The 21,180-nt window shown below is 53.5% G+C and carries 22 protein-coding genes; 8 read left to right on the top strand and 14 right to left on the bottom strand.

Features of this window, described 5'->3' with window-relative positions; genetic code table 11:
* Nucleotides 1-80: 80 nt before the first annotated feature.
* Nucleotides 81-878 carry a peptidylprolyl isomerase gene (locus tag QEH52_RS07875; RefSeq protein ID WP_308949559.1) on the top strand — a complete coding sequence of 266 codons (798 nt, stop codon included), beginning with the start codon at nucleotides 81-83 and terminating at the stop codon, nucleotides 876-878.
* The gene (locus QEH52_RS07870) at nucleotides 875-1,867 is read left to right on the top strand and encodes a HupE/UreJ family protein (RefSeq protein WP_308949558.1); all 993 of its coding nucleotides are present in this window, start codon (nucleotides 875-877) and stop codon (nucleotides 1,865-1,867) included. The genes QEH52_RS07875 and QEH52_RS07870 overlap by 4 nt, the downstream gene beginning before the upstream one ends.
* Before the next feature lie 80 nt (nucleotides 1,868-1,947).
* Here the strand turns inward: QEH52_RS07870 and QEH52_RS07865 are convergent, their stop codons facing one another.
* From QEH52_RS07865 to QEH52_RS07815, 11 genes are all read right to left on the bottom strand, one after another.
* Nucleotides 1,948-2,697 (bottom strand): PspA/IM30 family protein, encoded by a 750-nt coding sequence (locus QEH52_RS07865; RefSeq protein WP_308949557.1) that lies wholly within the window; start codon nucleotides 2,695-2,697, stop codon nucleotides 1,948-1,950.
* 115 nt (nucleotides 2,698-2,812) lie between these two features.
* Nucleotides 2,813-3,376, bottom strand: coding sequence for a hypothetical protein (locus QEH52_RS07860; protein WP_308949556.1), 564 nt, complete (start codon nucleotides 3,374-3,376; stop codon nucleotides 2,813-2,815).
* 3 nt (nucleotides 3,377-3,379) lie between these two features.
* Nucleotides 3,380-5,542, bottom strand: coding sequence for a secretin N-terminal domain-containing protein (locus QEH52_RS07855; protein ID WP_308949555.1), 2,163 nt, complete (start codon nucleotides 5,540-5,542; stop codon nucleotides 3,380-3,382).
* The gene (locus QEH52_RS07850) at nucleotides 5,539-6,099 is read right to left on the bottom strand and encodes a hypothetical protein (protein WP_308949554.1); all 561 of its coding nucleotides are present in this window, start codon (nucleotides 6,097-6,099) and stop codon (nucleotides 5,539-5,541) included. Before QEH52_RS07850 ends, QEH52_RS07855 begins: the two co-directional genes overlap by 4 nt.
* On the bottom strand, nucleotides 6,099-7,448 hold the full coding sequence (locus tag QEH52_RS07845) for a hypothetical protein (protein ID WP_308949553.1): 1,350 nt from the start codon (nucleotides 7,446-7,448) through the stop codon (nucleotides 6,099-6,101). Before QEH52_RS07845 ends, QEH52_RS07850 begins: the two co-directional genes overlap by 1 nt.
* Nucleotides 7,445-8,641 carry a type II secretion system minor pseudopilin gene (locus tag QEH52_RS07840; RefSeq protein WP_308949552.1) on the bottom strand — a complete coding sequence of 399 codons (1,197 nt, stop codon included), beginning with the start codon at nucleotides 8,639-8,641 and terminating at the stop codon, nucleotides 7,445-7,447. Before QEH52_RS07840 ends, QEH52_RS07845 begins: the two co-directional genes overlap by 4 nt.
* Before the next feature lie 2 nt (nucleotides 8,642-8,643).
* Nucleotides 8,644-9,519: a hypothetical protein gene (locus QEH52_RS07835; RefSeq protein ID WP_308949551.1), complete on the bottom strand. Its 876-nt coding sequence runs from the start codon at nucleotides 9,517-9,519 to the stop codon at nucleotides 8,644-8,646.
* A complete protein-coding gene (locus QEH52_RS07830; protein ID WP_308949549.1) occupies nucleotides 9,519-10,145 on the bottom strand; it encodes a PulJ/GspJ family protein in 627 nt (208 codons plus the stop codon). The genes QEH52_RS07835 and QEH52_RS07830 overlap by 1 nt, the downstream gene beginning before the upstream one ends.
* Nucleotides 10,146-10,150: 5 nt before the next feature.
* A complete protein-coding gene (locus tag QEH52_RS07825; RefSeq protein WP_308949548.1) occupies nucleotides 10,151-10,696 on the bottom strand; it encodes a pilus assembly FimT family protein in 546 nt (181 codons plus the stop codon).
* Nucleotides 10,668-11,117: a type II secretion system major pseudopilin GspG gene (gene gspG, locus QEH52_RS07820; RefSeq protein ID WP_308949547.1), complete on the bottom strand. Its 450-nt coding sequence runs from the start codon at nucleotides 11,115-11,117 to the stop codon at nucleotides 10,668-10,670. Before gspG ends, QEH52_RS07825 begins: the two co-directional genes overlap by 29 nt.
* Nucleotides 11,118-11,314: 197 nt before the next feature.
* Nucleotides 11,315-11,800 (bottom strand): response regulator, encoded by a 486-nt coding sequence (locus QEH52_RS07815; RefSeq protein WP_308949546.1) that lies wholly within the window; start codon nucleotides 11,798-11,800, stop codon nucleotides 11,315-11,317.
* A 143-nt stretch (nucleotides 11,801-11,943) separates the two neighbouring features.
* Here QEH52_RS07815 and QEH52_RS07810 point away from each other — a divergent pair, with 143 nt between their 5' ends.
* The 3 genes from QEH52_RS07810 to QEH52_RS07800 are packed head-to-tail and all read left to right on the top strand — an operon-like array spanning nucleotide 11,944 to nucleotide 16,218.
* Nucleotides 11,944-12,912 carry an AAA family ATPase gene (locus tag QEH52_RS07810; protein WP_308949545.1) on the top strand — a complete coding sequence of 323 codons (969 nt, stop codon included), beginning with the start codon at nucleotides 11,944-11,946 and terminating at the stop codon, nucleotides 12,910-12,912.
* Nucleotides 12,913-12,920: 8 nt separating this feature from the next.
* Complete coding sequence (locus QEH52_RS07805; protein WP_308949544.1) at nucleotides 12,921-14,072, top strand: DUF58 domain-containing protein; 1,152 nt, start codon at nucleotides 12,921-12,923, stop codon at nucleotides 14,070-14,072.
* The gene (locus QEH52_RS07800; protein ID WP_308949543.1) at nucleotides 14,041-16,218 is read left to right on the top strand and encodes a transglutaminase TgpA family protein; all 2,178 of its coding nucleotides are present in this window, start codon (nucleotides 14,041-14,043) and stop codon (nucleotides 16,216-16,218) included. The genes QEH52_RS07805 and QEH52_RS07800 overlap by 32 nt, the downstream gene beginning before the upstream one ends.
* A gap of 2 nt (nucleotides 16,219-16,220) precedes the next feature.
* Here QEH52_RS07800 and tsaE read toward each other — a convergent pair whose 3' ends face one another.
* The 3 genes from tsaE to QEH52_RS07785 are packed head-to-tail and all read right to left on the bottom strand — an operon-like array spanning nucleotide 16,221 to nucleotide 18,434.
* Nucleotides 16,221-16,664, bottom strand: coding sequence for a tRNA (adenosine(37)-N6)-threonylcarbamoyltransferase complex ATPase subunit type 1 TsaE (gene tsaE / locus QEH52_RS07795; RefSeq protein ID WP_308949542.1), 444 nt, complete (start codon nucleotides 16,662-16,664; stop codon nucleotides 16,221-16,223).
* Nucleotides 16,661-17,635 (bottom strand): thiamine-phosphate kinase, encoded by a 975-nt coding sequence (locus QEH52_RS07790; RefSeq protein ID WP_308949541.1) that lies wholly within the window; start codon nucleotides 17,633-17,635, stop codon nucleotides 16,661-16,663. Before QEH52_RS07790 ends, tsaE begins: the two co-directional genes overlap by 4 nt.
* Nucleotides 17,636-17,657: 22 nt before the next feature.
* Nucleotides 17,658-18,434 carry an exodeoxyribonuclease III gene (locus tag QEH52_RS07785; RefSeq protein WP_345785455.1) on the bottom strand — a complete coding sequence of 259 codons (777 nt, stop codon included), beginning with the start codon at nucleotides 18,432-18,434 and terminating at the stop codon, nucleotides 17,658-17,660.
* A gap of 254 nt (nucleotides 18,435-18,688) precedes the next feature.
* On the opposite strand from QEH52_RS07785, the gene QEH52_RS07780 reads away from it, so the two are divergent.
* The 3 genes from QEH52_RS07780 to QEH52_RS07770 are packed head-to-tail and all read left to right on the top strand — an operon-like array spanning nucleotide 18,689 to nucleotide 21,031.
* A complete protein-coding gene (locus QEH52_RS07780; RefSeq protein WP_308949539.1) occupies nucleotides 18,689-19,108 on the top strand; it encodes a type IV pilus modification PilV family protein in 420 nt (139 codons plus the stop codon).
* A complete protein-coding gene (locus QEH52_RS07775; RefSeq protein ID WP_308949538.1) occupies nucleotides 19,105-19,686 on the top strand; it encodes a PilW family protein in 582 nt (193 codons plus the stop codon). Before QEH52_RS07780 ends, QEH52_RS07775 begins: the two co-directional genes overlap by 4 nt.
* A 22-nt stretch (nucleotides 19,687-19,708) precedes the next feature.
* A complete protein-coding gene (locus QEH52_RS07770) occupies nucleotides 19,709-21,031 on the top strand; it encodes a DUF7305 domain-containing protein (RefSeq protein ID WP_308949537.1) in 1,323 nt (440 codons plus the stop codon).
* Nucleotides 21,032-21,180: the final 149 nt, after the last annotated feature.

Raw genomic sequence — 21,180 nt, 5'->3', positions numbered from 1 at the left:
CCTCCAGCAAGAGATTAAGTATTGTGAAATCGAATACGGAACCAAATAACGGATCCTCTGCTGGGTGGATACAAGTTTGCATGAAAGAGCCTGTTGTGCACTTCGCGCTCATTGCATTCGTCATGCTCGGCGTGCACAGCATCTATCAATCTTTTTCCAAGCCGGAGATCGTATTGACTGAGGCGCAAGTCGAGCAGATGAAAGTCGCGGCAGAGAAGGAGACACTCGAGACCGGCAATCAGATTGAAACTGCGCAGTTGGTGCGCACTTATATTGAGGATCAAATTCTACTCGAAGAAGCCTTACGGCGCGATTTAACCGAAAGTTCTCAAGTGAAAGAACTCTTGGTGGAATTGATTCGTAATGAGTTAAAGCCCGTCTTGCGGGAACCGAGCGATGAAGAGCTCATCGAATTACGCCAAACGACTCCCGAAGAGTATCGATTCCCTCCGCGCCTCTCGTTTGAGCATGTCTCTTATCGCAAAGACTCCACTGCAATTCCAGATAACCTATTGGCCCAACTCAATTCCGGCAAGACACCTTCCGGACTCGGGGATCCGATTCGTTTAGCCAATCCGCTACCATTAACCTATAAACCACAGCTTGATCGTCTGCTTGGAGAAGCAGTCTCCGATTCATTATTTGAACTCGAACTTGGGCAGTGGCAGGGGCCTTACCTTACAGATCGAGGCACGCACTTTGTTCGAATCATAGAGAAGATCGGGCCAATGGATATGCCTTTTGAACAAGTTAGACGCACTCTACAATCGAACTGGGAATCCGCACAACAACAAGCTGCTGTAGATGCGGCCATTCACGAACTCGCTAAGCCGTATTTGATTGAAGTGCCAGCTCCATACGTGGACGTCGTGCCATGATTCGTTATTTATACAGTATTGTGCTGCTCGGTTTATTTCTCGGAGCGCAGGCTTTTGCGCATGACTTGAGAGTGGCTCAGCTTGGTATTGAAGAACTCGACACGCACGAGTATGTGCTGCGCTACGAGGTTCCTATGGGTGAGCAGAATATCTACGGGTTGCCGCAATTGCCCGAGCATTGTGAGTGGCATGCCTTGCCGGATGTAATCGAAGGCAGCCTGCAATTACGATTCACCGCGAAAGGGCGACCGCTTGCCGCGGGTGACGTCATCCTCTTGCCATGGGAGCGGAATGGCGTGCAAGTGAGCATCGTATGGAAAAACGGCACGAATGTTCGGCAGTTTTTCCCACCCTCCAAAGGCGGCATCCGAGTCGAATTGGATCAATTGCAGGCCGGTTCCGGTTCCTTTTTACGCACTGCAAAACGCTATATTGGGCTAGGGGTGCATCATATACTCATCGGCACAGATCACATCTTTTTTGTCTTCGGATTGCTCTTACTCGTATCCAGCCCTCGTAAATTGCTCTGGACGGTGACTTCTTTTACACTGGCGCACAGTATCACATTAGGCCTGTCGATCTTTGAAATTCTCCGCTTCCCGTCATCGGTGGTAGAGACGCTGATCGCCCTTAGCATTGTGTTACTGGCCAAGGAGATCCTCATGGCGCAACGCGGCGAGCACGGACTCGCTTGGAAATACCCTTGGGCCATCGCCTTCATCTTCGGACTCGTGCATGGGCTCGGATTCGCCGGGGCTCTGCGAGAGATTGGCCTGCCCAATGAGTCGATCCCGCAAGTGCTGCTCTTTTTCAATATCGGCGTCGAACTCGGGCAATTCGCCTTCGTCCTCGTTTGCTGGGCAATCATTTTCGTCATCCAACGCCTAGGCATCAACTGGTCCAAGGCCTGGTATCGAATCCCACCCTACGTGCTTGGGTCCACCGCCACCGTCTGGCTCTTTACCCGCCTGCCATCACTCTTCGAATAGGCAGTGTGGGCAGCCTTTTCGTTTGCGCAGTCGTAGGTCCGTGAATCACAACAGCAGCGCGCGCAGTAAAGTCTTTCTGACTAGCTCGTCTTTTCTTTACTATTTTCTTTTTCGAAAGTGACCACTGGGATTTCTTCGCCTTGGGATTCGACGGCGGTGGTGAAGCCCAATTCTCCGGAGAGGCTCCTGAGTGCTTCGTGAGCCAGCGCGCGTTCTTCTTCGGCACTTGGGACCTCTAGGGAAGGCATACTATCTTGCGCCACACGTGCGCGACCGGCAGCTTTGGCCCGTGCGTCTTCGACCATGTGCTCCAGGCGGTTCATGGTCTCGCTGGCGCCTCCCATGTCGGCGGTCATACTGCTGGCCATCTCGGATAGATCCGCTGTGGCTTCCTTGACCTTGAGTTCATTGATCTTGGCCTGCAAAGATTCGATCTTCTTTTGAGCTTCTTTGACGCTGGCTTCACGGTTGCGAGACATTTCCTGATAGGTGTTTTCGGCGGCTTCCAACTGATCGCGGTTGGCCGCCAATTCTGTTCGGACTTCGCTGAGCTTGAGTGCTTGGCGGCCAGCCAGCTCTTGATTGCCGGCTGTTACATTGGCTTTGATTTTAGTTAGTAGCTGTGCCTCTTGTTGCTCCTGGCCATTGACCTGAGTGATCAGCTTCTCAACCATCGCGGCATGTGCCGCCAATCCTTGATTGTAGCGTTGGATCTGCTTTCGCAGATTCTCTTTTTCCGCTCCGAGGAGTGCCTCAGGGTTGGTTTTTTCTAATTCAGTGACGGCTGAGCCAAATAGACTTTTGAAGAAATGGAGTACGCGCTTAATCATAGATCAGTAAGATATCTGATTGCGAGCGCTTTGCCTATTACAAACTTAGGTTGATTTTCTCATTCCCAACCGTTGGCCGTTTGCCGTTGGTCGTTGACCGTTGAAGTCGGCGCACTTACTTCTTGGGCAAGATGACACGGCGCCGGGGAATCACGCGCCGGCGGCTTTCCGCGCTGTTATTATTGCTGTTACCAGCGTTTCTGATCGTTGGCGGAAGTGTCGGTGTTGCGGCCTTGCTGTTAGGTTGGCTGACGGAGGAGATCACAGGCAGTGGAGCGTCGCTGACGCTCATGAGTGTGAGTCGTTCGGAGCGGCCGTTCATGTTGACAGTGAGCGTGCGTGAATTGGCGTCGTAGCCTCGCACGCTGATGCCTCCGTCGGCATGGTTTTCTTGGATCCAATAGCCCTTTTGTTCGCTTTTATTGAAGACGCTAAATTGATATTTGTCGTTGAGCTTAACGACGCCACGAAATTCGACTTCCCGGCTGATTGGGCCGCTGGTTTGCACCACGGGCTTGGGGGGCTCGGGCTTTTCTTCGCCGTAACCGGGGGGGAGGAAGGGGTTGCTGCTCTCCAATGATTCTGCGTGGCTGCTAAGGGCCAGCGTGAATATAAGGGTGAGCGTGAGTAGGCCTCGGACCTTCACTTGCTGCATGAAATCTGTGTAGAGCGGATGCATCGTTTAGCGGCGTAGTGAGCGAGGTTTACTGCTGTTTGTTGAGCTTTCCTCTTTGGGCGTCTTTTCTTCGAACTTACTGCCTTTCAGATAAATGTCTGAAGTGGTGCTGGTCTCGATATATTGTTTAATGACTTCGGTTTCGGAGGCTCCTTCGATGTAGTTTTTCGATACCTGATCTGCTTTGTCTGGGTTTTCTAGAACTGTTGGGCGGATGAAGATGATGATCTCGGTGCGGTCATGATTTTCGCTGGTGTTGCCTAGTATGTTTCTGATTAGAGGGATGCGCCTGACTAGCGGGAAATAGTTGTTGTTGTCGGTGCCCGTGTTTTCTTGCAAGCCGCCTAAGACGACGATCTGCCCATCTTTGACGCTGATGGTGGAAGTGGCTTCGCGCACACCGATGACAGGCTGATCATTTCCATCGATGGTGACGGAATCGACGACGTTTTCAACCGTTTGTTCAATCACCATTTGAACAGTGCCGTCGGCTCCTATGAGTGGGGTGACGGTAAGTTTGATACCGATGTCGCGGTATTCGACTGTGCTACTGGTGGAGGTGCTATCATTGTAATTTGTGCTGCCAGTGATGATCGGTTGTGATTTGCTCACGTTGATGATGCCCTCTTCGTTGTGGCTGACCACGATGCGTGGGGCGGAGAGCACACGTGTGTCGCTGTCGCCATTGGTGGGTGTGATTGCGGCGCCTAGCGAGAAGTTTGAAGGATCGTCGAGGCTGATGGTGCCGTCGGTAAAGGAGAGCCCGTCCACTGTGCCTGCTGAGATATCAGTAAAGAAATTAGTGGAGCCATTGTAGGTGAAACCGATGCTACTCAAGCCGCTGCTTTGTGTTTCACTGAGTGTGACTTGGGTGATCACTGCTTCGATCAGCACTTGTGGTAGTGGAATATCGATTTTCTCGATCAACTCGCGGAGTGTTTTGAGGTCTTGCTGTGTGCCGTAAGCGACGATCGAGTTGGTGCGCTCGTCGGCGGAGAGGCCGACAAAATTTGAGAATTGGAGCGAGCTGTTAGCTTCGGTGCCACCGCTACTGGCTACCGCAGTCGCGGGGACTGGTGGCGTGTTGTTGTTACCATTGTTCTCGTTATTATTGTTGTTGCCGGTGTTGTTCGTGCGCTGGCCGTTGCTGCGTTCGTTCTCACGGGCGACTTTGGCGTCTTCTTCACGGCCTTCTTCTTGTCCGGAAATGATGTCTTCGATGATGGGGACCACCTCTTCGGCTTTGGCTTGGCGGAGTTGGAAGACTTCGCTACCAGTCAGTGGGGCGGCATCGACATCGACGCTCTCGATGACGTTCATAATCACATCGAGGTTTCCAGGATGAGTGATGAGGATGAGTTGATTGGTGCGTTCATCGGCGGTAACGCTGGTATTGCCTTCGAGGTAGCTATTGAGCGGGCCTTGGATGAGGTTCTCCAGGCGGTCTTGCATCTCGGAGGCTTGCACGTAGTCGAGTTTGACGAACTTGATTTGTTCACGGACGAGTTGTGGGGTGTCGGCTTCGTTGAGGATGGTCTCGATGCGCTGTAGGTTGATTAGGGCATCGGAGATTAGCAGTGCGTTAGATTTTGGGAAGGGGAGGATGCTAGAGTTTTGTGAAATCAGATTTTGTACCAGAGGAGCGGCACCCTCAGTAGCGTTGAGGTAATCGAGTTTAAAGAGTTTGGCGTAGATTTGCTGACTGGGATCGAGTGAGAGGGTGCTGCCTGCCAGCATTTGCGGCACGTGGGTATTCACGTTGGTCGCGGGGACAGCTTTCATGAAGCGGCCGCCCATGTCGGTGAGCATGATGCCGTTGAGCGTGAGCAAGCTTTCGATCGCGAGCACGGCTTCGCGTTTAGTCAGTTCGCCGCGGGAGTTGAAGGTGAACTTTGACGCGGGCAGGTCTTGACGGCGTAGGATGATCTTATCGGTCATTTGCTCCAGCAGGGTGAGCACTTGGTCGGCGCTGTCTTCGACGAGTATTAACTCGCCGATCATGGCTTCGGGCTCTTTGAGCGCGGGCTCCGCGGGGATGGAGGGAGCCACGAGCTCGGCGGTGCTGTTACGGCTTGAGGACGCGGGGGAGTTTGTCTCTTGCGCGTGGGAAAAAGAGGCAAGCGCGATGCAGGCGCTGAGGCTGAGGCTTAGGATGGAGAAGCGGATCATTGCAGGTTGGAGTCTTTTAGATCGAAAGAGTTGATTTCATAGCGCACATCGAGTTGCTCGGGGTTGCGCTGGTTTTTTTGAATACGGACATTCTGTAAATTGATGTAGGGGGTCTCTTGCTTGATAAGGTCGTTGAGCCGGATCAGTTGAGCGATGGAAATGCTTTTGAGGCGCACGCGCAGGTTGTGGTCGTTAAAGATTTCGCCTTCACGGGTGCGGACGGAGTCGATGTCGGCCTGCCCCGAGAGGCCAATCTGGCGTGTCAGACTATCGACGCGCCCAGAGAGTTGTGCTGCATCGTAGGTTTTTGAGGGGTCGACACGTTCCAGTGCGGTCGCAAGGCCCTCGGCAAAGAAGTCGCTGCGATCGAGCCATTCCTGTTGGGTGGTGAGCTCGATGGTGGAGAGTTTACGCTGGGCATTCCAATCGGACATGCGGCCGAGCCAGTTGTTGCTCCAGATAAAGAGGATGACTAAAATGAAACTGAGCGAGAGTAATTTTTCTCGCAGGCTCATGCGCTTATAGAAGCGACGGGTGCTTTGCTTGAGTGTACTCATTACTGGTCGCCTTTCGCTTGTATGGCTGGCAGCGTGGTTTTAGGGAGCGGGATCGTCTTGGCACCGATTCGCTGGGGCTCGCTAACGCTTGGTGCATCGCTAACGCTACTTGTGGGCCGCGGCGGAGTGGGAGCTATGCGAGGCTCTGGTTCGGGCTCTGATTCGGGCTCTGGTTGAAACTCGCGATGCGTGTAGTCCAGGGAAACGGAGAAGGTGACTTTGGTTTGTCCTGCGCGTTTGAGCGATTTTGGGGGATCGACCAATTCGAAGGTGCCAGACTTGCGCAGTGCGTCGGTATAGGCGTTGAGCTCATTGATTGTGTTAGCCTTGCCTTCGATTGTGATGCGGTTGTTACCTTCAATAATAGTTTCGTCGTATTCGATCCCTGTGGTGCCGAGGGCGGTGCGGATATTATTGGCGGCTCGCAGGATGGCGATGGGACGCAGCTCGTTTTGTGCGACCTGCTCCAGCTTGTTCATCAGGCTTTGGGTGTCTTCGACCCGGCGCACACTGCTGGCTTGGCGGTCAATTTTTGCCTGGCGGGTGCCGAGCCAAAATTGTCCTGCAAACAAGAGGCCCTCAAGTAAGATGAGGAAAAGTGCAAAGAGCGCGGCGTAGCCTAAGATGCGGGTGATGAGTGCGGTGGTGCGACGGGCGCTGCGTTCTTGCGTCTTGTAATCGGCCGGGCGAATGTCGGCTTGCCAGAGCACGTGCTCGTCGGGTGTGAGTGGAGACCAGTGACCGTTGCTGGGCGCGTTCCCGATCGTTTCAAATTGAAAAGTGGGCTGGCCGTTTTCAGAGATCTCGACGGGTAAAGCGCGTAGCTGAATGGTTTGGCTGTCGGAGGAGTCGGGGGGAGACGTGACCGGTGTCGCATCGCCCGGGGACAGGCTTGGGGGCAGGCTGCGGATCTGCTCGGGCATGGATTCGCCGCTGGGCCAGTGGAAGGTAGTGTCGTAGGACTCGCCTTGGAGTCGGACTTGGGTGTCGCTATTAAAACGAGCGCCGTAGAGTGTGGCGAAGTCGGGCAGCACCCAGGTGTAGTTTTCGAGTTCGCTGTAGCCAGCGCGCTTGAGTCGTTCGTTAACCGCGGCGTAGATTAATAGGCTTTGACCGTCGGGAGCAGTTAAAAAGCCCCAGCGTAATTGTTCCAGCGGGAAGGGGGCGATGGCCTCCATGCTGAGCTCTGCAAAGTCGGCGAGCTCATTGGCTGCGAGTGCCGGGGGCACTTCGACCGTTTCGACGAAGAAATACTCCGCAGGCAGCAAGAGTACGTCTGGCTGTGAAGTGGGCTCGTTTTCGGGGGCTATGTTGGTCGGGTTGCTCACGGCTGGTGTGTTCGGGCTCAAAATGAACCGCTTTCTTCCTCGATGTCTAGTGCCGAATAGCGCGCGGGTGGACTACTTGGGCGTCCTTGGCTGTATTCGGATACTTGCAAAATAGTGAATGGGTATGTGATGGCGTCCTGTTCGCTGGTGGCGCCGGTCTTGGGCGCGTCGGAGGAATCGCTGCCGGGGACGCTAGCGCTGCTGCTGCCTGCGTCGCCTTCTTCTGTGCTGAAATTGGGTTCAACCAGGGCGCTTAGGCTGAAGGGGACTTGCCCTCGCCAAAGGTTAACAGTGACGCGTAGTAGGCTGACTTCGACACCGCTGTTCTCGCTGTTAGCGGAGTCGGGCACTTGCTGTAGGTAGGGCAAGTCATCGAGACCATCGAAGAGATGATCTTCATCGTAGCCGTCTTGAAGGGCAAGCAGTTCCAGCACGGATTGGGGGCTGCTGTTGAGGTTGGTGGCTCCTGTGTGTAGCACGGATACCATGCTGTCGAGTTGGGCAAAGAGTTCGTTGGGCTGTCCGTCTTCGTCGAAAAATTCATCTTCCCAGATTTCGATCAATCGTAATTCTTCCAGGCTTTGCAAGGGGGCGTTGGCTGCGCGGTAGGGAGGATCGCGTCGTAAGTAGTCTTCCGACTCTGCCCCGTTGAGTCGGCGGCCATCGTTTTCGTCGATCCAGTCGAGCAGCATGCTGCTCAGTTCACGGGCGGTGCCGAAATCAAAGTCGAAGCTCTCTTCCAGCATGCGATTGAGCATTTCTTCACTCATGGTGTTGATCGGGAGCTTGCCGCTTTCGTCTTGGATCTGGATGTCGACTTGCCAGCCATTGGGCACAGTGATGCCTGCATACTCGATCGGATCGGCCCAGCCTTGTTCAGGGGCGAAGAGCTTGCCGTCGTCGATGAGGGCGACTTCCTGAATGGAGGCTAGCGCGACTTCCAACATACTGTAGCTGAAGGAGCGTACGTCGGCTGGCTCGTTGAAAATAGCGCGATATTCGAGGTCTTCGATCGCTTCGTCGATGAAGCGGGTGATGATGAAGGAGAGCAGTAGTGTGATCGCGAGCACGGCGACTAGCACGCTGCCGCGCTGGTGGTCCGAAGTGTGAATTTTGGACTTGGAGGCAGATGGCAAGGGCGTGCGGCCATGGCGGGCCACCCGACTGCGGTCTTCATAAGTGAAGCCCTTACGCTGATGCTTGGTTAAATCCATTTTTAAAAAAGTAATACACTCCTTGAAGGGACGGGTATCGTGATGCTGCGCTCTTTTGTTTCACCTTCGTACTCGAAAGTAAGTTTTAGGAAGCGGGGGAGGATGAATTGTTCTTCGCCATCGCCTTCTTGAGGCTCGGTTTCGGTCTCCCATTTTTCGAAGCTCTCGTCCCAGTAGACGTATTCGACCTTGGTAATTAGATCGCTGAGCGGTGTGCGGCGCAGGTCGCTGATGTCTTCGGAATCTTCTTGCAGTGGGGTATACCAGAGCAAGCTGAGGCCTTCGTTGTCTTTGAAATAAAGGTAGACCTCTATGCCCACGATGGGCGCGTTGTCGGTTTGGATCAGTAGCGGGGGGGTGTCTTTGAGTCGGAAGTGTAAGAGAGGATCTTGATATTCGGCGAAGCCTGGTGGCTGGGCCCAGTCGATCGGATCTTCGGCGACACTGATCAGCCCGCCGCCTGTGTTTGCAGTGCTGCCTGTTTCTTCGTTGTCTTCGTCGTTGTCGCTCGCGTCTTGATTATTGGGCGTGGTGGCCTCCGGGGTGGGGTTCTGAGTCTGTTCGGTAGGATCGGTCTCTTCAGTCGTTGTGGAGTTGTCACCGGATTCGTTGTTGATTGCGATTTCTGTTCCGGCGGAGGACAGGCTCGCTTGTAGGAATTCGGCGACTCCATCGACATGATCTTCAAAAAAATGGCGGTCTTGGCGCTCCATCCACACGTCGGTGACGGAAACGAGTAAGGTCGCTGCTGCGGCCAATAGGGCGCCGGCGATGGTGACCGCGAGGATCACTTCGAGCAGCGTGAAGGCAGAGGTGCTGGCGCGGAGCTTGCTGTGTTGGGGCAAGCGGTGGGTGGACTGTGGCGACAGTGAGTGCATCAGAAATTGAATCCTCCACGGCTGTCTTCGAGTGCTTCGCGTTTGTCTTGTAGTAAGTCGGAGCGCTCGTCGCTTTCCGACCAAGTGGGGCGCAGCAAATAGAGCATTTCGCTGTAGTCGCTGGGCAGGCCTTCGGGGGGATCGCTAAAGCGAATGTGGAGCTGCACTTGAAATAGATCGACTACGTTGGTGGGAGCGATTTGGGCTTCCCAAGAAGCATCGCCGCAGTGGAAGCTTTCGTAATCGCCGCCGTCTTCGGCGTCATCGAGGCTGGGCTCGAGTAGTAGCTGCATGCGCACGGCGCGAATGTCGGCATTGAACAGATCGTAATTGGCTGCGCTCTCCCGGGCGAGTAGTGCATTCACAAAGGCCGACATCAAGACGGTGCTCGTCATGGCAAAGATGGCGACCGCGATCAGCACTTCGACTAGCGTGAAGGCGGCGCGGCTGTGGCGCGAGTGGGGCGCGAGGGGCGCGGCTGCGCCGCGAGTGGGCAGTCGGAAATGAGTGGGGCGATGCTCTGGACTTGGAGTTTCGCCTTTTGGCGGTCGCGCCTCTTTGGCGACTCCTATGCAGCTGGCTAAAGGCGGGACCCCAACTTTGGGGAGGCTTCGTTTTGCGCTCATGGCTTTCACTTCGGACTCCTGACTAAGCTGGAAAATGGGTCGAAAATGATGCGCTCGGGACTGCCGCTGCCGCTGTCGATTTCGGCAGCGAAGGGGCTGGAGCTACGGTCGGGGGCGAAACTCACTTCTTTGGTTTCGAGTTGGCTGCGGCTGGCATCCGGAAAGGGGGCCATGCCCTTGGCAGGAGGCACTAAGTAAAAGCGGATTTCACCATCGCCGTTTTTAAATTCGGGACTGAGCGGGAATTGTTCGCCGTTACTGATTCGTAAAGAGCCGCTTTCTTTGTCGAAACTGAGACTGGCCGGAATGCGTTCGCTGGCAGCCTGAAAGCGGGCGGAGCGGATGGCCGCGCGCAGCGTGTCCTCGGGATCGATCCGGTCGTCGAAATTGAGAAAAGTGGTGAAGTTCGCAATAATCACACTCGATGCGAGCGCGATTAAGGCAAAGACCAAAATGATCTCAAGCAGACTGAAGCCTGCTCGCGAGCGGTGCCCCTTGGGAATACGGCGGCTGGTGGGTGAATTACTGGCTGCTCCAGTTTCCAATATCATCCCCGCTCTCTACGCCGTCTGCACCGAGTGACCAGATGTCATAGCTACGGCTGCCGCTGACGTTGCGGCTGCCGGGAAAGCGGTATTGATAGGGCTGGCCCCATGGGTCGACGGGTTCTTGTTTAATATAAGGGCCCTTCCAGCGCTGTGCTTTGTCCGCGGGAGCTTTGATTAGCGCACTTAGGCCCTGCTCGGTGGTGGGGAAGTTACCCACATCCAAGCGGTAGCGGGTTAGGGCTAGTTCCGAGTTGCTGGTTACAAATAGTCGTGCGGCCTCCTCTTGATTGTCGCCGAAAATACCTGTCAACTGGTTGAGCGCCACACTCGCGAGTAGGGCGACGAGCGCGATCGCAATGAGGATTTCGAGCAAGCTGAAGCCGCTGTTTCGGTGGGTGGATTTTAGCAGTCTGGATTGTTTCATTTCTTGGGAATTCGTGCAAAAGTTATCAATGGATCGTCGGATGGGAAGAATTGTTTCACTGCTTTATGTGACACTTAGGTGACTGTAATGCAACTTTAGTCCAAGCAGCAATGGTGATTCACGCGTGATTCAGGCGTGAAGGCTGCATTCTGGCAGTGTGTGGTAGTTGAGTGCTTGTGCTGTTTTTTTTGGGGGGCTCAGCGAGCAAAAGGCGGACGTGAACGACCAGGAGGCTCGGCGCGAATGCGAGCCACTTCGTCGCGGATATCGGGGCTGAAAAATTCCTCGCCCTTGGATACGGCGTTGATTGCTTGCTCTAGCTCTTCGATGCCTGAAATTTTGTTAATAAAGCCGTCGGCCTTGCCGTTGACTGCAATCTTAACGCTCTGATAAGTCGTTTTACCGGAAAATATGAGTATTTTGATTTTAGGAAAATTGGACTTAAGCCGGTGTAGAATTTCGAGCCCATTGACTTCGGGCAGTTGAATGTCGACGATCACGAGGTCGGGCGCGAGTTCGATGCATTTTTCGATGCCCTCACCACCATCGCCTGTCATGCCAAGTAGCTCCAGATCGGGATAGGTGGTCGCGATAAATGTGGAAAGTAAATCCCGCAAGATTTCCTCGTCTTCGATGATATAAACGGTTTTCATGCGCGCATAAAGTGGATAAGAAGTTGCCATAAACTGTGTTTTGGGCCTGTGTATCTGTCGAGGGTTTTTAGTGAGTATTTTGGTTTGGCTGATCGTTGGTTAACTAAGGAGGTTGACCCCGAAATGCTTTCTATAGATTGTCTTATAAATGGATATTACCTAATTTTTACATTATGTCAGATGCCCCAGTGATCCCTGCGCCACGAGCCCTTGAAACGGTCGATCGGTTGCGAAAGAATATTGAACGCACCATTCGCGGAAAAACCGAAGCGGTCGATCGCACATTGATCTGTTTATTAGCGGGTGGGCACTTGCTAATCGAGGATTTACCTGGTCTGGGGAAGACGACCTTAGCTTATTGCTTGGCCCGTTCGATTGATTGCTCCTTTTCGCGGATACAGTTTACCAGCGATATGCTGCCCTCAGATATTATTGGGGTCTCTATCTACGATGAAAAGTCGAAAGATTTTCAGTTCAAGCGCGGACCAATCTTTGCCAACATAGTCTTGGCTGATGAAATTAACCGTACGACGCCTAAGACACAATCCAGTTTATTGGAAGTGATGGGACGGGGGAAACTTTCGGTGGATGGGCAAACTTACACTGTGCCGCCGCCTTTTATGGTGATTGCGACTCAAAACCCAGTCGATTATGAGGGCACCTTTCCGCTGCCCGAGAGTCAGATGGATCGCTTTTTGATGCGGATGGAAATGGGCTATCCGGAATTTGAATACGAACTGGATATTTTGAAAGGTGGGCATTTACACTATGATCACCTTGAAGCGACGCCAGTGGTCTCGCGCGTTGAAGTAATGGAGCTGCAGGAATATACGCGACGAGTCTATGTGGAAGATACGGTCGCCGAATACATCGTGCGTCTGGCTGCGGCGACGCGTCAGCAGGTTGATTTTCGCTCAGGCGTGAGCCCGCGTGGCACGCTTTCGCTTAAGATTGCGGCTCAAGCCTGTGCGCTTTCGCAAGGGCGCGCTTTTGTGCTGCCGGAAGATGTGCAGCGTATGTTGCATCCTGTATTTTCGCATCGCTTAGCGCTGCGTAAATCAATGTCGGACCCGATGGAAGAGCGGCGTTCGGTTGAGGCTTTGTTAACGCAGTTGGAAACGCGCGTTAAGGAGCCTGTCTAAGTGAGCAGATGACTGATTCGCACATAGAGGTGTCACGCTGGCACGACTGGACAGACCCTGATTTTTTTATGGAGGGGCGCCAGCAGGAACGTCGCATCCTGCCCTTGTTCATGCGGCAGATTTTGCCTAAGCAATTACAGCGCACCAAGCTGACTTTGACGGGCTGGATGTTAATTATCGTCGCGCTGGGCATCGGTTCAGCCGCGTATAATACATCTAGCAATATCTTATTTATGACGCTTTCGCTACTGCTGAGTAGCTTGGTCTTGAGTGGCATTTTAGCGCAGGTCAATTTTCGCAAACTAAACTGGAGCCTGGCGGCGCCCGAGCATCTGCAGGTGGGGGAGGTTGGGATGGCGGAGGTCGCCTTAAAAAACGAGAAACAGCTCTTTCCGTCGATGAGTGTGGTCTTTCGGGTGAGCAGCACGGCTGATCCTGCGGGACAGTCCTTGTATTTGGCACGCTCCATTTCCGCGGGCGCGTCCGCCTCGTTGGAGTGGACCTTTGTGCCCGAAAAGCGAGGTCCGTTTATGGTGCGCTTGCACGGGGTAGAATCGCACTTTCCATTTGGTTTTTTGCTGAAAGGCTTGAGCGCGCTGACGGAGGAGACCATTTGGGTGTGGCCGACACGTGTGGATTATAGTTTCGCCCCAACCGTAGATGGGCGACGGCACCAGACTGGGGTGTCGCGACGTCAGGCAGGTGCGGGCAATGATTTGCTCAATGTGCGCAACTACGAGGCCGGCGATCCACCGCGTTTGATTCATTGGAAGGCCACCGCGCGTATGAACCGACTGATGGTTCGCCAATTGGCGCAGGAGGGGCAGAGTGGATTTCATGTCCGCGTCGATGTGCCCGATCGCGATTGGAATGCAGAGCAAGTTGAGACATTGTGCTCTACCGCCTGTGCCCTGGCGGAAGACCTCTTTCACGCTGGGCGCTTAGAGACGGTCAGTGTGGGCGATGAAGCGGTGGCCGTGCGCGGCTTACGTGAAGTGCATGCATTTTTTGATCAGCTCGCGCGGCTCGAATACGCGCCTCATTTAGTGATGACTGAGGCGGGGGCCGATCAGCAGCGACGTAATTTAATTTCCTTTCGGCCGTGCGGGGAGAGCGGGGTATCTATTCATGTCAATGGGGAGCAAGCAGGCGAGGCTTAGCACAGAAGAGCTGCACGAGCTAAAACAACTGATGGGGGCATTGCTAGCGATGCTTTCCTTCTGGTCGTTGTTTTCCTTGGATGTTGGGAGCATGCCGATCCTCGTTCTGGGTGGGCTCACCGCTGCGGTAGCGTTTTGTTTCCCGCGTTGGGTGGCCGGCATTCCGGCGGTGGTTTGGCGCTGGGCCGGGCCGGTGATCTTGCTAATGATTGTGGGCGATTTCTTGCTCCACATTCCTGAGTTTATCCCACCTTTGGTGCGGATGGTGGTCATGTTGGTCATTTATCGCGTGCTGGCGCCGCGCAATCTGCGCGAAGACAAACAAGTGATTTTGCTTTGCCTCTTTTGTGTGGTCATCTCAGGTGCTCTGACGGTTTCTTTGCTGTTTGCCTTGCAGATATTACTGTTTGCACCACTGGCGATGGCGCTGCTGTTTGTGATTTGTTTGGTCGATCGTGGCAAGGAGGCAGGCCCCCATGTGATCGATTGGACATCCTTCGAATGGTCGCAATTTATACGCCGCGTGTGGCAGGTGCTGGACTTGCGGATCATTGTCTTGTGCTCGGCTATGTTCGTGCTGGTGGTTGCGGTCTCTAGCTTGTTATTTATCCTGACCCCGCGCTTTGATTTCAACCGGGCGCTCCCTTTTCTCGAACTGAGCACGCAGGCGCGGTCCGGTTTTAGCGAAGAAGTGGCGCTCGGTGATGTGAGCGAGATACAGGAAGATAATAGTGTCGCGCTGCGCATTGACGTGCCTGATATGGATGTCGTGAGCGCGGTTCCTTATTGGCGGATGCTGGTGCTGGATAAATACGCCGAAGGACGCTTCCGTATTTCGCATAGCCTACGGGCTAAGCCGTTTCGAACCTTTGCTGAGCGACGAGAATTACGATTGTCCGTCATGCCGTTTTCGCAGCATCAAGGGGATCTGTGGACCTTCTACATGGAAGGGGGAATTAGCCGCTACTTACCGCTGCCGGGAGATTTTGTGGCGCTACGCTTCCAGAAGCTTCAGGAAATCGAGTGGGTGCCCGATGTGCGGGTGCTGGGGCTCGATTCCGTCGGGCAAAACGTATTTTCCTATCAAGTCGAAGATCTACAATTCAATCTGCGAGTCCCTGTTGGAGAGGGTGAGCGGGAGGTCTTAGACTCATTGCCCCTAGAGGTCGAAGAGGATGAACTACTCGCCTATCCTTTGACGACGATTGAGCTGGATATGCCCGCTGAATCCAAAGCTGCATTGCACGAGATCAATCGTGGCTTAGTGGGCGAGACGCCGCTGAGTGCGGTGGATTATAGCCGTGCCGTAACGAATTACCTTTGGCAGAATTTTGCTTATTCATTGATGCCTGACGGTGAGCGTCGCACCGGGCAGGACCCCGTCGTTTCTTGGTTGAGCAGCGGCAGTCTGGGGCACTGCGAGTTGTTTGCCGGCTCATTTATCTTGCTGGCGCGCGAGGCGGGCTATGCGGCACGTATGGTCGTCGGCTATGCCGGAGGCTCTTGGAATACTTTGGAAGATTATTTCGTAGTGAGGAATCGTGATGCACACGCATGGGTCGAGATCTACGATGCCGAAAATCAGAGTTGGCTGCGAGTCGATCCCACGCCAGGCCACGGTTCCAGTGATCCAGAAATGCTGGTGCAGGGGAGCATGACCTTTGACTCCGGTTGGTCGGCTTGGGTGGATAGCTTGCGTATTCAATGGTATCGCCGAATCGTGAATTTTGAGCAGCAGGATCAGGTTGAACTGGCGATGACTTTGAAGGATGTCTTGCTCGATTATTACGCCGCCTTGAAGCAGCGGCTGAGTGAGTGGGGCCTCGCGATTAAATCATGGGTGGCGGCTCCATTGGATCTTGGGCGCTTGCAGCCATTGATCGTCCTATTAGCATTGGGAGTTGCAGTGGTGGCGATTTGGCGTGTGCGTTATACACTGCTGGGTTTCATTCATCGTCTGCTACGACGGCCCAAGGCGCTCGATCCTGTACGCCGGCAGGCTGGTCGCTACTTAAGCAAATTAAAAATTGAAGGCATTCAGTCGCCGGTAGTGGCAGAGCTACAAGCGCTGCGCTTTGGCCCAGAGCAAAGTGCGCGGGCCGTGAAGTCAGTATTTTCCAGAGCACGAAAAGCGCTGCGAGGCTGATTTCAGTGCGAGTCTCGCAAGCGGATCTGGTGGCTTTGGTCCTCGTTGATGGTCAGATATAGGTGCCAAGTCTCTTCTGGCAGGGCGTCGGGGATACGTTCGGGCCATTCCACTGCGAAGCACCAAGGCGATTTGAGGAAATCTTCAATCATCAGGGCGTCAAGGTCGGCGCCGGATTCGAGTCGATAGGCGTCCAAATGAATGAGTTGGCGGCTGCCTTGATAGATCGTGTAGAGGTTGTAGGTCGGGCTGGTGACGGCCTCTTGAATGTCCCAAGCACGGGCCAACCCGCGAACGAAGGTTGTCTTACCCGCGCCCAGATCACCATGCAGCGCGATCACTGAATCCGCTGGCAGTAAGCTAGCCACATGCCTCGCAAGCGCTTCAGTCTCGCTGGCTGTTTGCGAGCGAATGCCACTACGTAGTTGTTCCAATAAATCGATCATTGTTCGGTCAAATGCTCAAAACCTTTTACCCATGGCAAGGCTTCTTTGCTGTCTGCATCGATATAACGTGCCTCACCAGTGAGTGTCTCTAGTCGGCCAATGCGCGTGAGCGGGGTCTCGGGGAAGCGTTGCTGCCAACTTGCTTCAAACTCGGCCGTCTTGCAGTTGGCTCGCAGGCAGAGCAAGAGCTCGTAGTCCTCGCCATCGCAAAATGCGTGTTCAATGGCGGAGCGGCCGGTGGCACTTGCGCGGCGATGAGCATCTGGGGATAAGGGCAGTGCAGGCAGTTTGATGTGGGCAGCGCAGTTTGCAGGAATTAGCGCATTTAAGTCTTTGGCAATGCCGTCGGTGATATCCATCATCGCGGTGCATTGACCGGATTGCGCCAGCCACTGACCTTCGGCGAGCCGTGGTTCGAAGCTGTAGTGCTTATGGTAAATACTGCCACCGAGTGTGCCTGTGACGTAGAGCGTGTCGCCTGCTTGGGCGCCGCTTCGTAAGATCGCTTGGCTGCGCATGTAGCCCGTCTGACTCAGCGAGGCGGTGAACTGCCCCTCTGGTAAGGTGCCGATATCACCACCGACGATGGGCACCTGGTAGCGCGTGCAGCTCTGGCGTATGCCAAGTATAAACTCCTGTAACCAGTCGACTCGTAGGTTCGGTGCGCAGAGTAAGTTGAGCAAGGCGGGGCCAGGGTAGCCTCCCATTGCGGCGATGTCGCTCAAGTTACGCTTGATTAGTTTCTCACCTGCCGCGCGGGCCGTCACCGTATCGTCAAAGTGACGGCCGTAGCTGACGCTATCAGTGGTCAACAGTTGGCGATCGACCTGTGAGGTGTCGATCAGGGCGCAATCATCGCCCATGCCTGTGGGGCTAGGGGGCGAAACATCGCCCAACCACTCACCGATGGCGTGGATCAACTTTACTTCGCCAAGTGCGTAAATGGAGTCTGCGGGCTGGTCGGTAAACATGGCGCGAGTGTTGGTTGGAAGATTAGCTCAATTCAAGTAAGACGGGGCAGTGATCGGAGCCGATCACTTGGTCGAGAATGTCGACTTGGGTGATGCGCTCGCTGAGCGCCTCGGATACGCAGAAGTAATCGATGCGCCACCCGACATTGCGCTTGCGCGCGCCGGCCCGGTAAGACCACCAGCTGTAGCGCTCAGGAGTGTCCGGATACACTTGGCGAAAGCTGTCAATAAAGCCTGCTTCCAGGATCGCGTCGAAACGTGCGCGCTCTTCGTCGGTGAAGCCCGCGTTCTTGCGGTTAGTCTTTGGGTTTGCCAAGTCGATCTCTGTGTGGGCGACATTCAGGTCGCCGCAGAATACGACTGGCTTGCTCTGTTCCAGGTTCTTCACAAAGGCGAGAAAGTCGACATCCCATTCCGTAGTGCGGTAGTCGAGTCGGCGCGGGCGCTTGTTCTCATCGTGATTCTGAGAGTTGGGCGTATAGACGGTTACCAAATAGTAATCGTCAAACTCCGCCGTAATGACGCGTCCCTCGTTGTCATGTTTCTCGATGCCGAGCCCAAATTGCACCGAGAGCGGTTCGATCTTTGATAGAATCGCGGTGCCGGAGTAGCCCTTCTTTGTAGCGCAGTTCCAATAAACATAAGGGTAGCCTTCGAAGCTAAAGCCGTCGACTAAGTCATCAGAGATCTTAGTTTCCTGTAGGCAGAGCACATCTGGTTGTTCGCTAGCGAGAAAATCAAGAAAGCCTTTTTTCAGAACCGCGCGCAGGCCGTTTACATTCCAAGAGAGTAGTTTCAAAGTTGTCATGCTCGCAGCTTCAGCGGCAGCTGCGGGTGGGGCAATCCAGAATCGTTAAAAGCTCTGTCCCAGATCTACTGAGGTGTCTGGCCTAGTAAGCACTTAAGCGGTTTCGGGGGCTTTTAACGCTAATTTAGTGGTAGTCACTGATAATAATGTTAGTGCTAAAATGTTGTTAAATGGCTATGCTGTAAGGCTTTATGTTTGATTCCTGGGTATAATTGAGGCTTATAGCCTATATGAGAGGCACACGCTTGAAAAGTAAACAGGGAGTCACACTTACGGAGGTGATTGTATCGCTTGGTATATTTACATTAGTAATCGCTGGTGGGCTATCTGGAGTGCGTCGCGGTTTTGATATTTTACGTGATTCACGTGATTATACGCGTATTTCACAGATTCTTCAAAGTGAGGTTGAGACGCTGCGCACGCTTTCTTGGGTAGAATTGGTGGCATTGCCATCTTCGGTGAAGGTGGCGGTAGATACTCAATTTGATACCAGTGCTTACGACATGTATCAAGTCACACGTCGCATTGAGAATGAGGAAGAGGGCCTACGTCGAGTGGTAGTTACTGTGAGTTATGAAAATAGGCGAGGTGGGGATGTTACGCTCGAATACGTTACATTTTTCGCCGAGGGAGGTGTGAATGATTACTACTATCGGACAATATGAAAATTAGCAGAAAGAGTTTAATATCAGTCGGCCGTCGTGGTTTTTCTCTGGTAGAGTTAATCGTCTCCACCGGTTTGCTTGGAATGGTGATGGCATCGATGGTGAGCACATTTGTTGTGTTTGCATCTGGAACAACTGGTGTCGCTGCGTATACAGAAATGAGTCGAGAGAGTCGTAAAGCATTAGAGTATTTTGCGCGTGATGTTCGTTCGGCTAGCGATGTCACGAGTGCATCTCAGTATGATATCATTATAGAGGTGCCCGATGATGCGTATTACGATGGTGGTTCGGTGCAATACATCTTTGATGTTGATTATGGCATATTTAGCCGAATCGTGCGAGATAAACTCAATCAGGTTAGTTCGAACGAGATTCTACTCGATGGGGTGGAGCAGTTTACGTTTGGCTTCTTTGATCCACTTGGGCAGCCATTAGATCATGCTACGGAGTCTCTGATACTTTCTGTTAAAAGCGTACAAGTGGATGCTGAAATGGTACGCACCGTTTCACGGTCTGAGGCTACGGACTACATCATCTCGGCGCGATTTATGATGAGAAATCGGCCTGTTACAAAATAGGAAATTAATTATGAGACATGTTATGCATACTTCCCATGGCTCGCGCGATCGTGGTTCGGCGCTGATCTCTGCGATGATTTTTTGCTTCGTGGTCATGACTTTGATGGGAAGTTATCTTTACATGGCGACCACTGAGTTTCGAGTCTCAGCAGGTTCATACTTGCTGGGAGCTAGCTTTAATCTAGCCGAAGGTGGGGTCGACCGAGCCTTGCATGCACTTGGCAAGAATGATCATACTGGTTGGACTACTGGTACAGATGCACAGGGGCGTAGTTATTGGGCTCAGAGTTTTGGTTCTTATGATCTCGGGGGGAATCTCGAGGGCGTGATCAAGGTTGTGATCCTCAACCCGACTGGTTCTAGCCCTGAAATATTTAGTGAGGGCGAAGCTAGTGGGCGCGTTTCGGGTGCGATTAGTAAGCAGGTCCACGCGAGCTTATCCAGTGGTTTCTATCCATTTATCAATGGGTTCAATTCAAAGCAAGGCATCGTGTTGAAGGGGAATAATGTAACCTTTGATAGTTACGACTCAGGAGAGGGTGCTTATAGTTGGAGAAATCGGAATTCCGAAATTACGGTGGCGACCATATCGGTAGAGAGCGATGCGATCGATATTGGGAATGCAGATATCTACGGCTACGTGGCTACCGGTGGGGCGCTGCCGAATGTTGGGCCTAATGGTGCAATTACTAGCTACTCTAATCCAGGTGTGGTGGATGCGGGACGTGTGACAACCGACTTCTACGCGCAATTCCCAGATATAAGTGCACCTTCGTTAAATGCACCCTCTACTTCAATTCCGAGTTCAGGCACGATTGCGGGGGGAGATTATCAATTAAACTCTTGGTCGATGTCGGGCAAGAAGATCCTACGGATTACGGATGATGCACGTATCGTTGTTGATGGTGATATCAGTTTTTCTGGTAAATCCGGTGTCGAGATTGCGAGCGGGGCCACAGTCAAAATCTATGCTAAAGGCAATGTTTCCATTTCTGGAAATGGCATACTAAACGAAAGCCAAGTTCCGGGCCAGTTGTTGGTCTTTGGTATCCATACAACTGAAGGTGGGCAGTCTATCGCGATTAGTGGCAATGGCTATTTGGCCGCAGCAGTTTATGCACCGAATGCGGTGGTGACCTTGACGGGCGGTGGGAATTCGGGACGTGTTTATGGCGCGGTTGCAGCTTACAGTGCTGCGCTGACTGGTAACAGTCACTTCAGTTATGACGAGGCCTTAGAGAACTACAATATTGGTGGCGCCGGCTTTGAAGTCGATGAATGGACAGAACTCTCAGGCGTTGGCTTGACGTCGATGCGTTTGAATATGACCGATTACAATCTATAAAGCCGCTCCTATGCCGCGCCCAATTGTGGCGGCTTCACTTCAGTCTGGATGTTCGGCTCAAGGTTGGCGCTCACACGCTTGGGTGTTGGGGCCGAGCTCGACTGTGCAAAGTGCGGTCAGCCGGCACCGAACAGCCGGTAAGCAGGATG

Source organism: Thalassobacterium maritimum (assembly GCF_031127805.1).
Classification (GTDB): Bacteria; Verrucomicrobiota; Verrucomicrobiia; order Opitutales; family Coraliomargaritaceae; genus Thalassobacterium; species Thalassobacterium maritimum.
The sequence above is the reverse complement of the archived record's forward strand: the minus strand, read 5'-3'. Positions and strand labels throughout refer to the sequence as shown.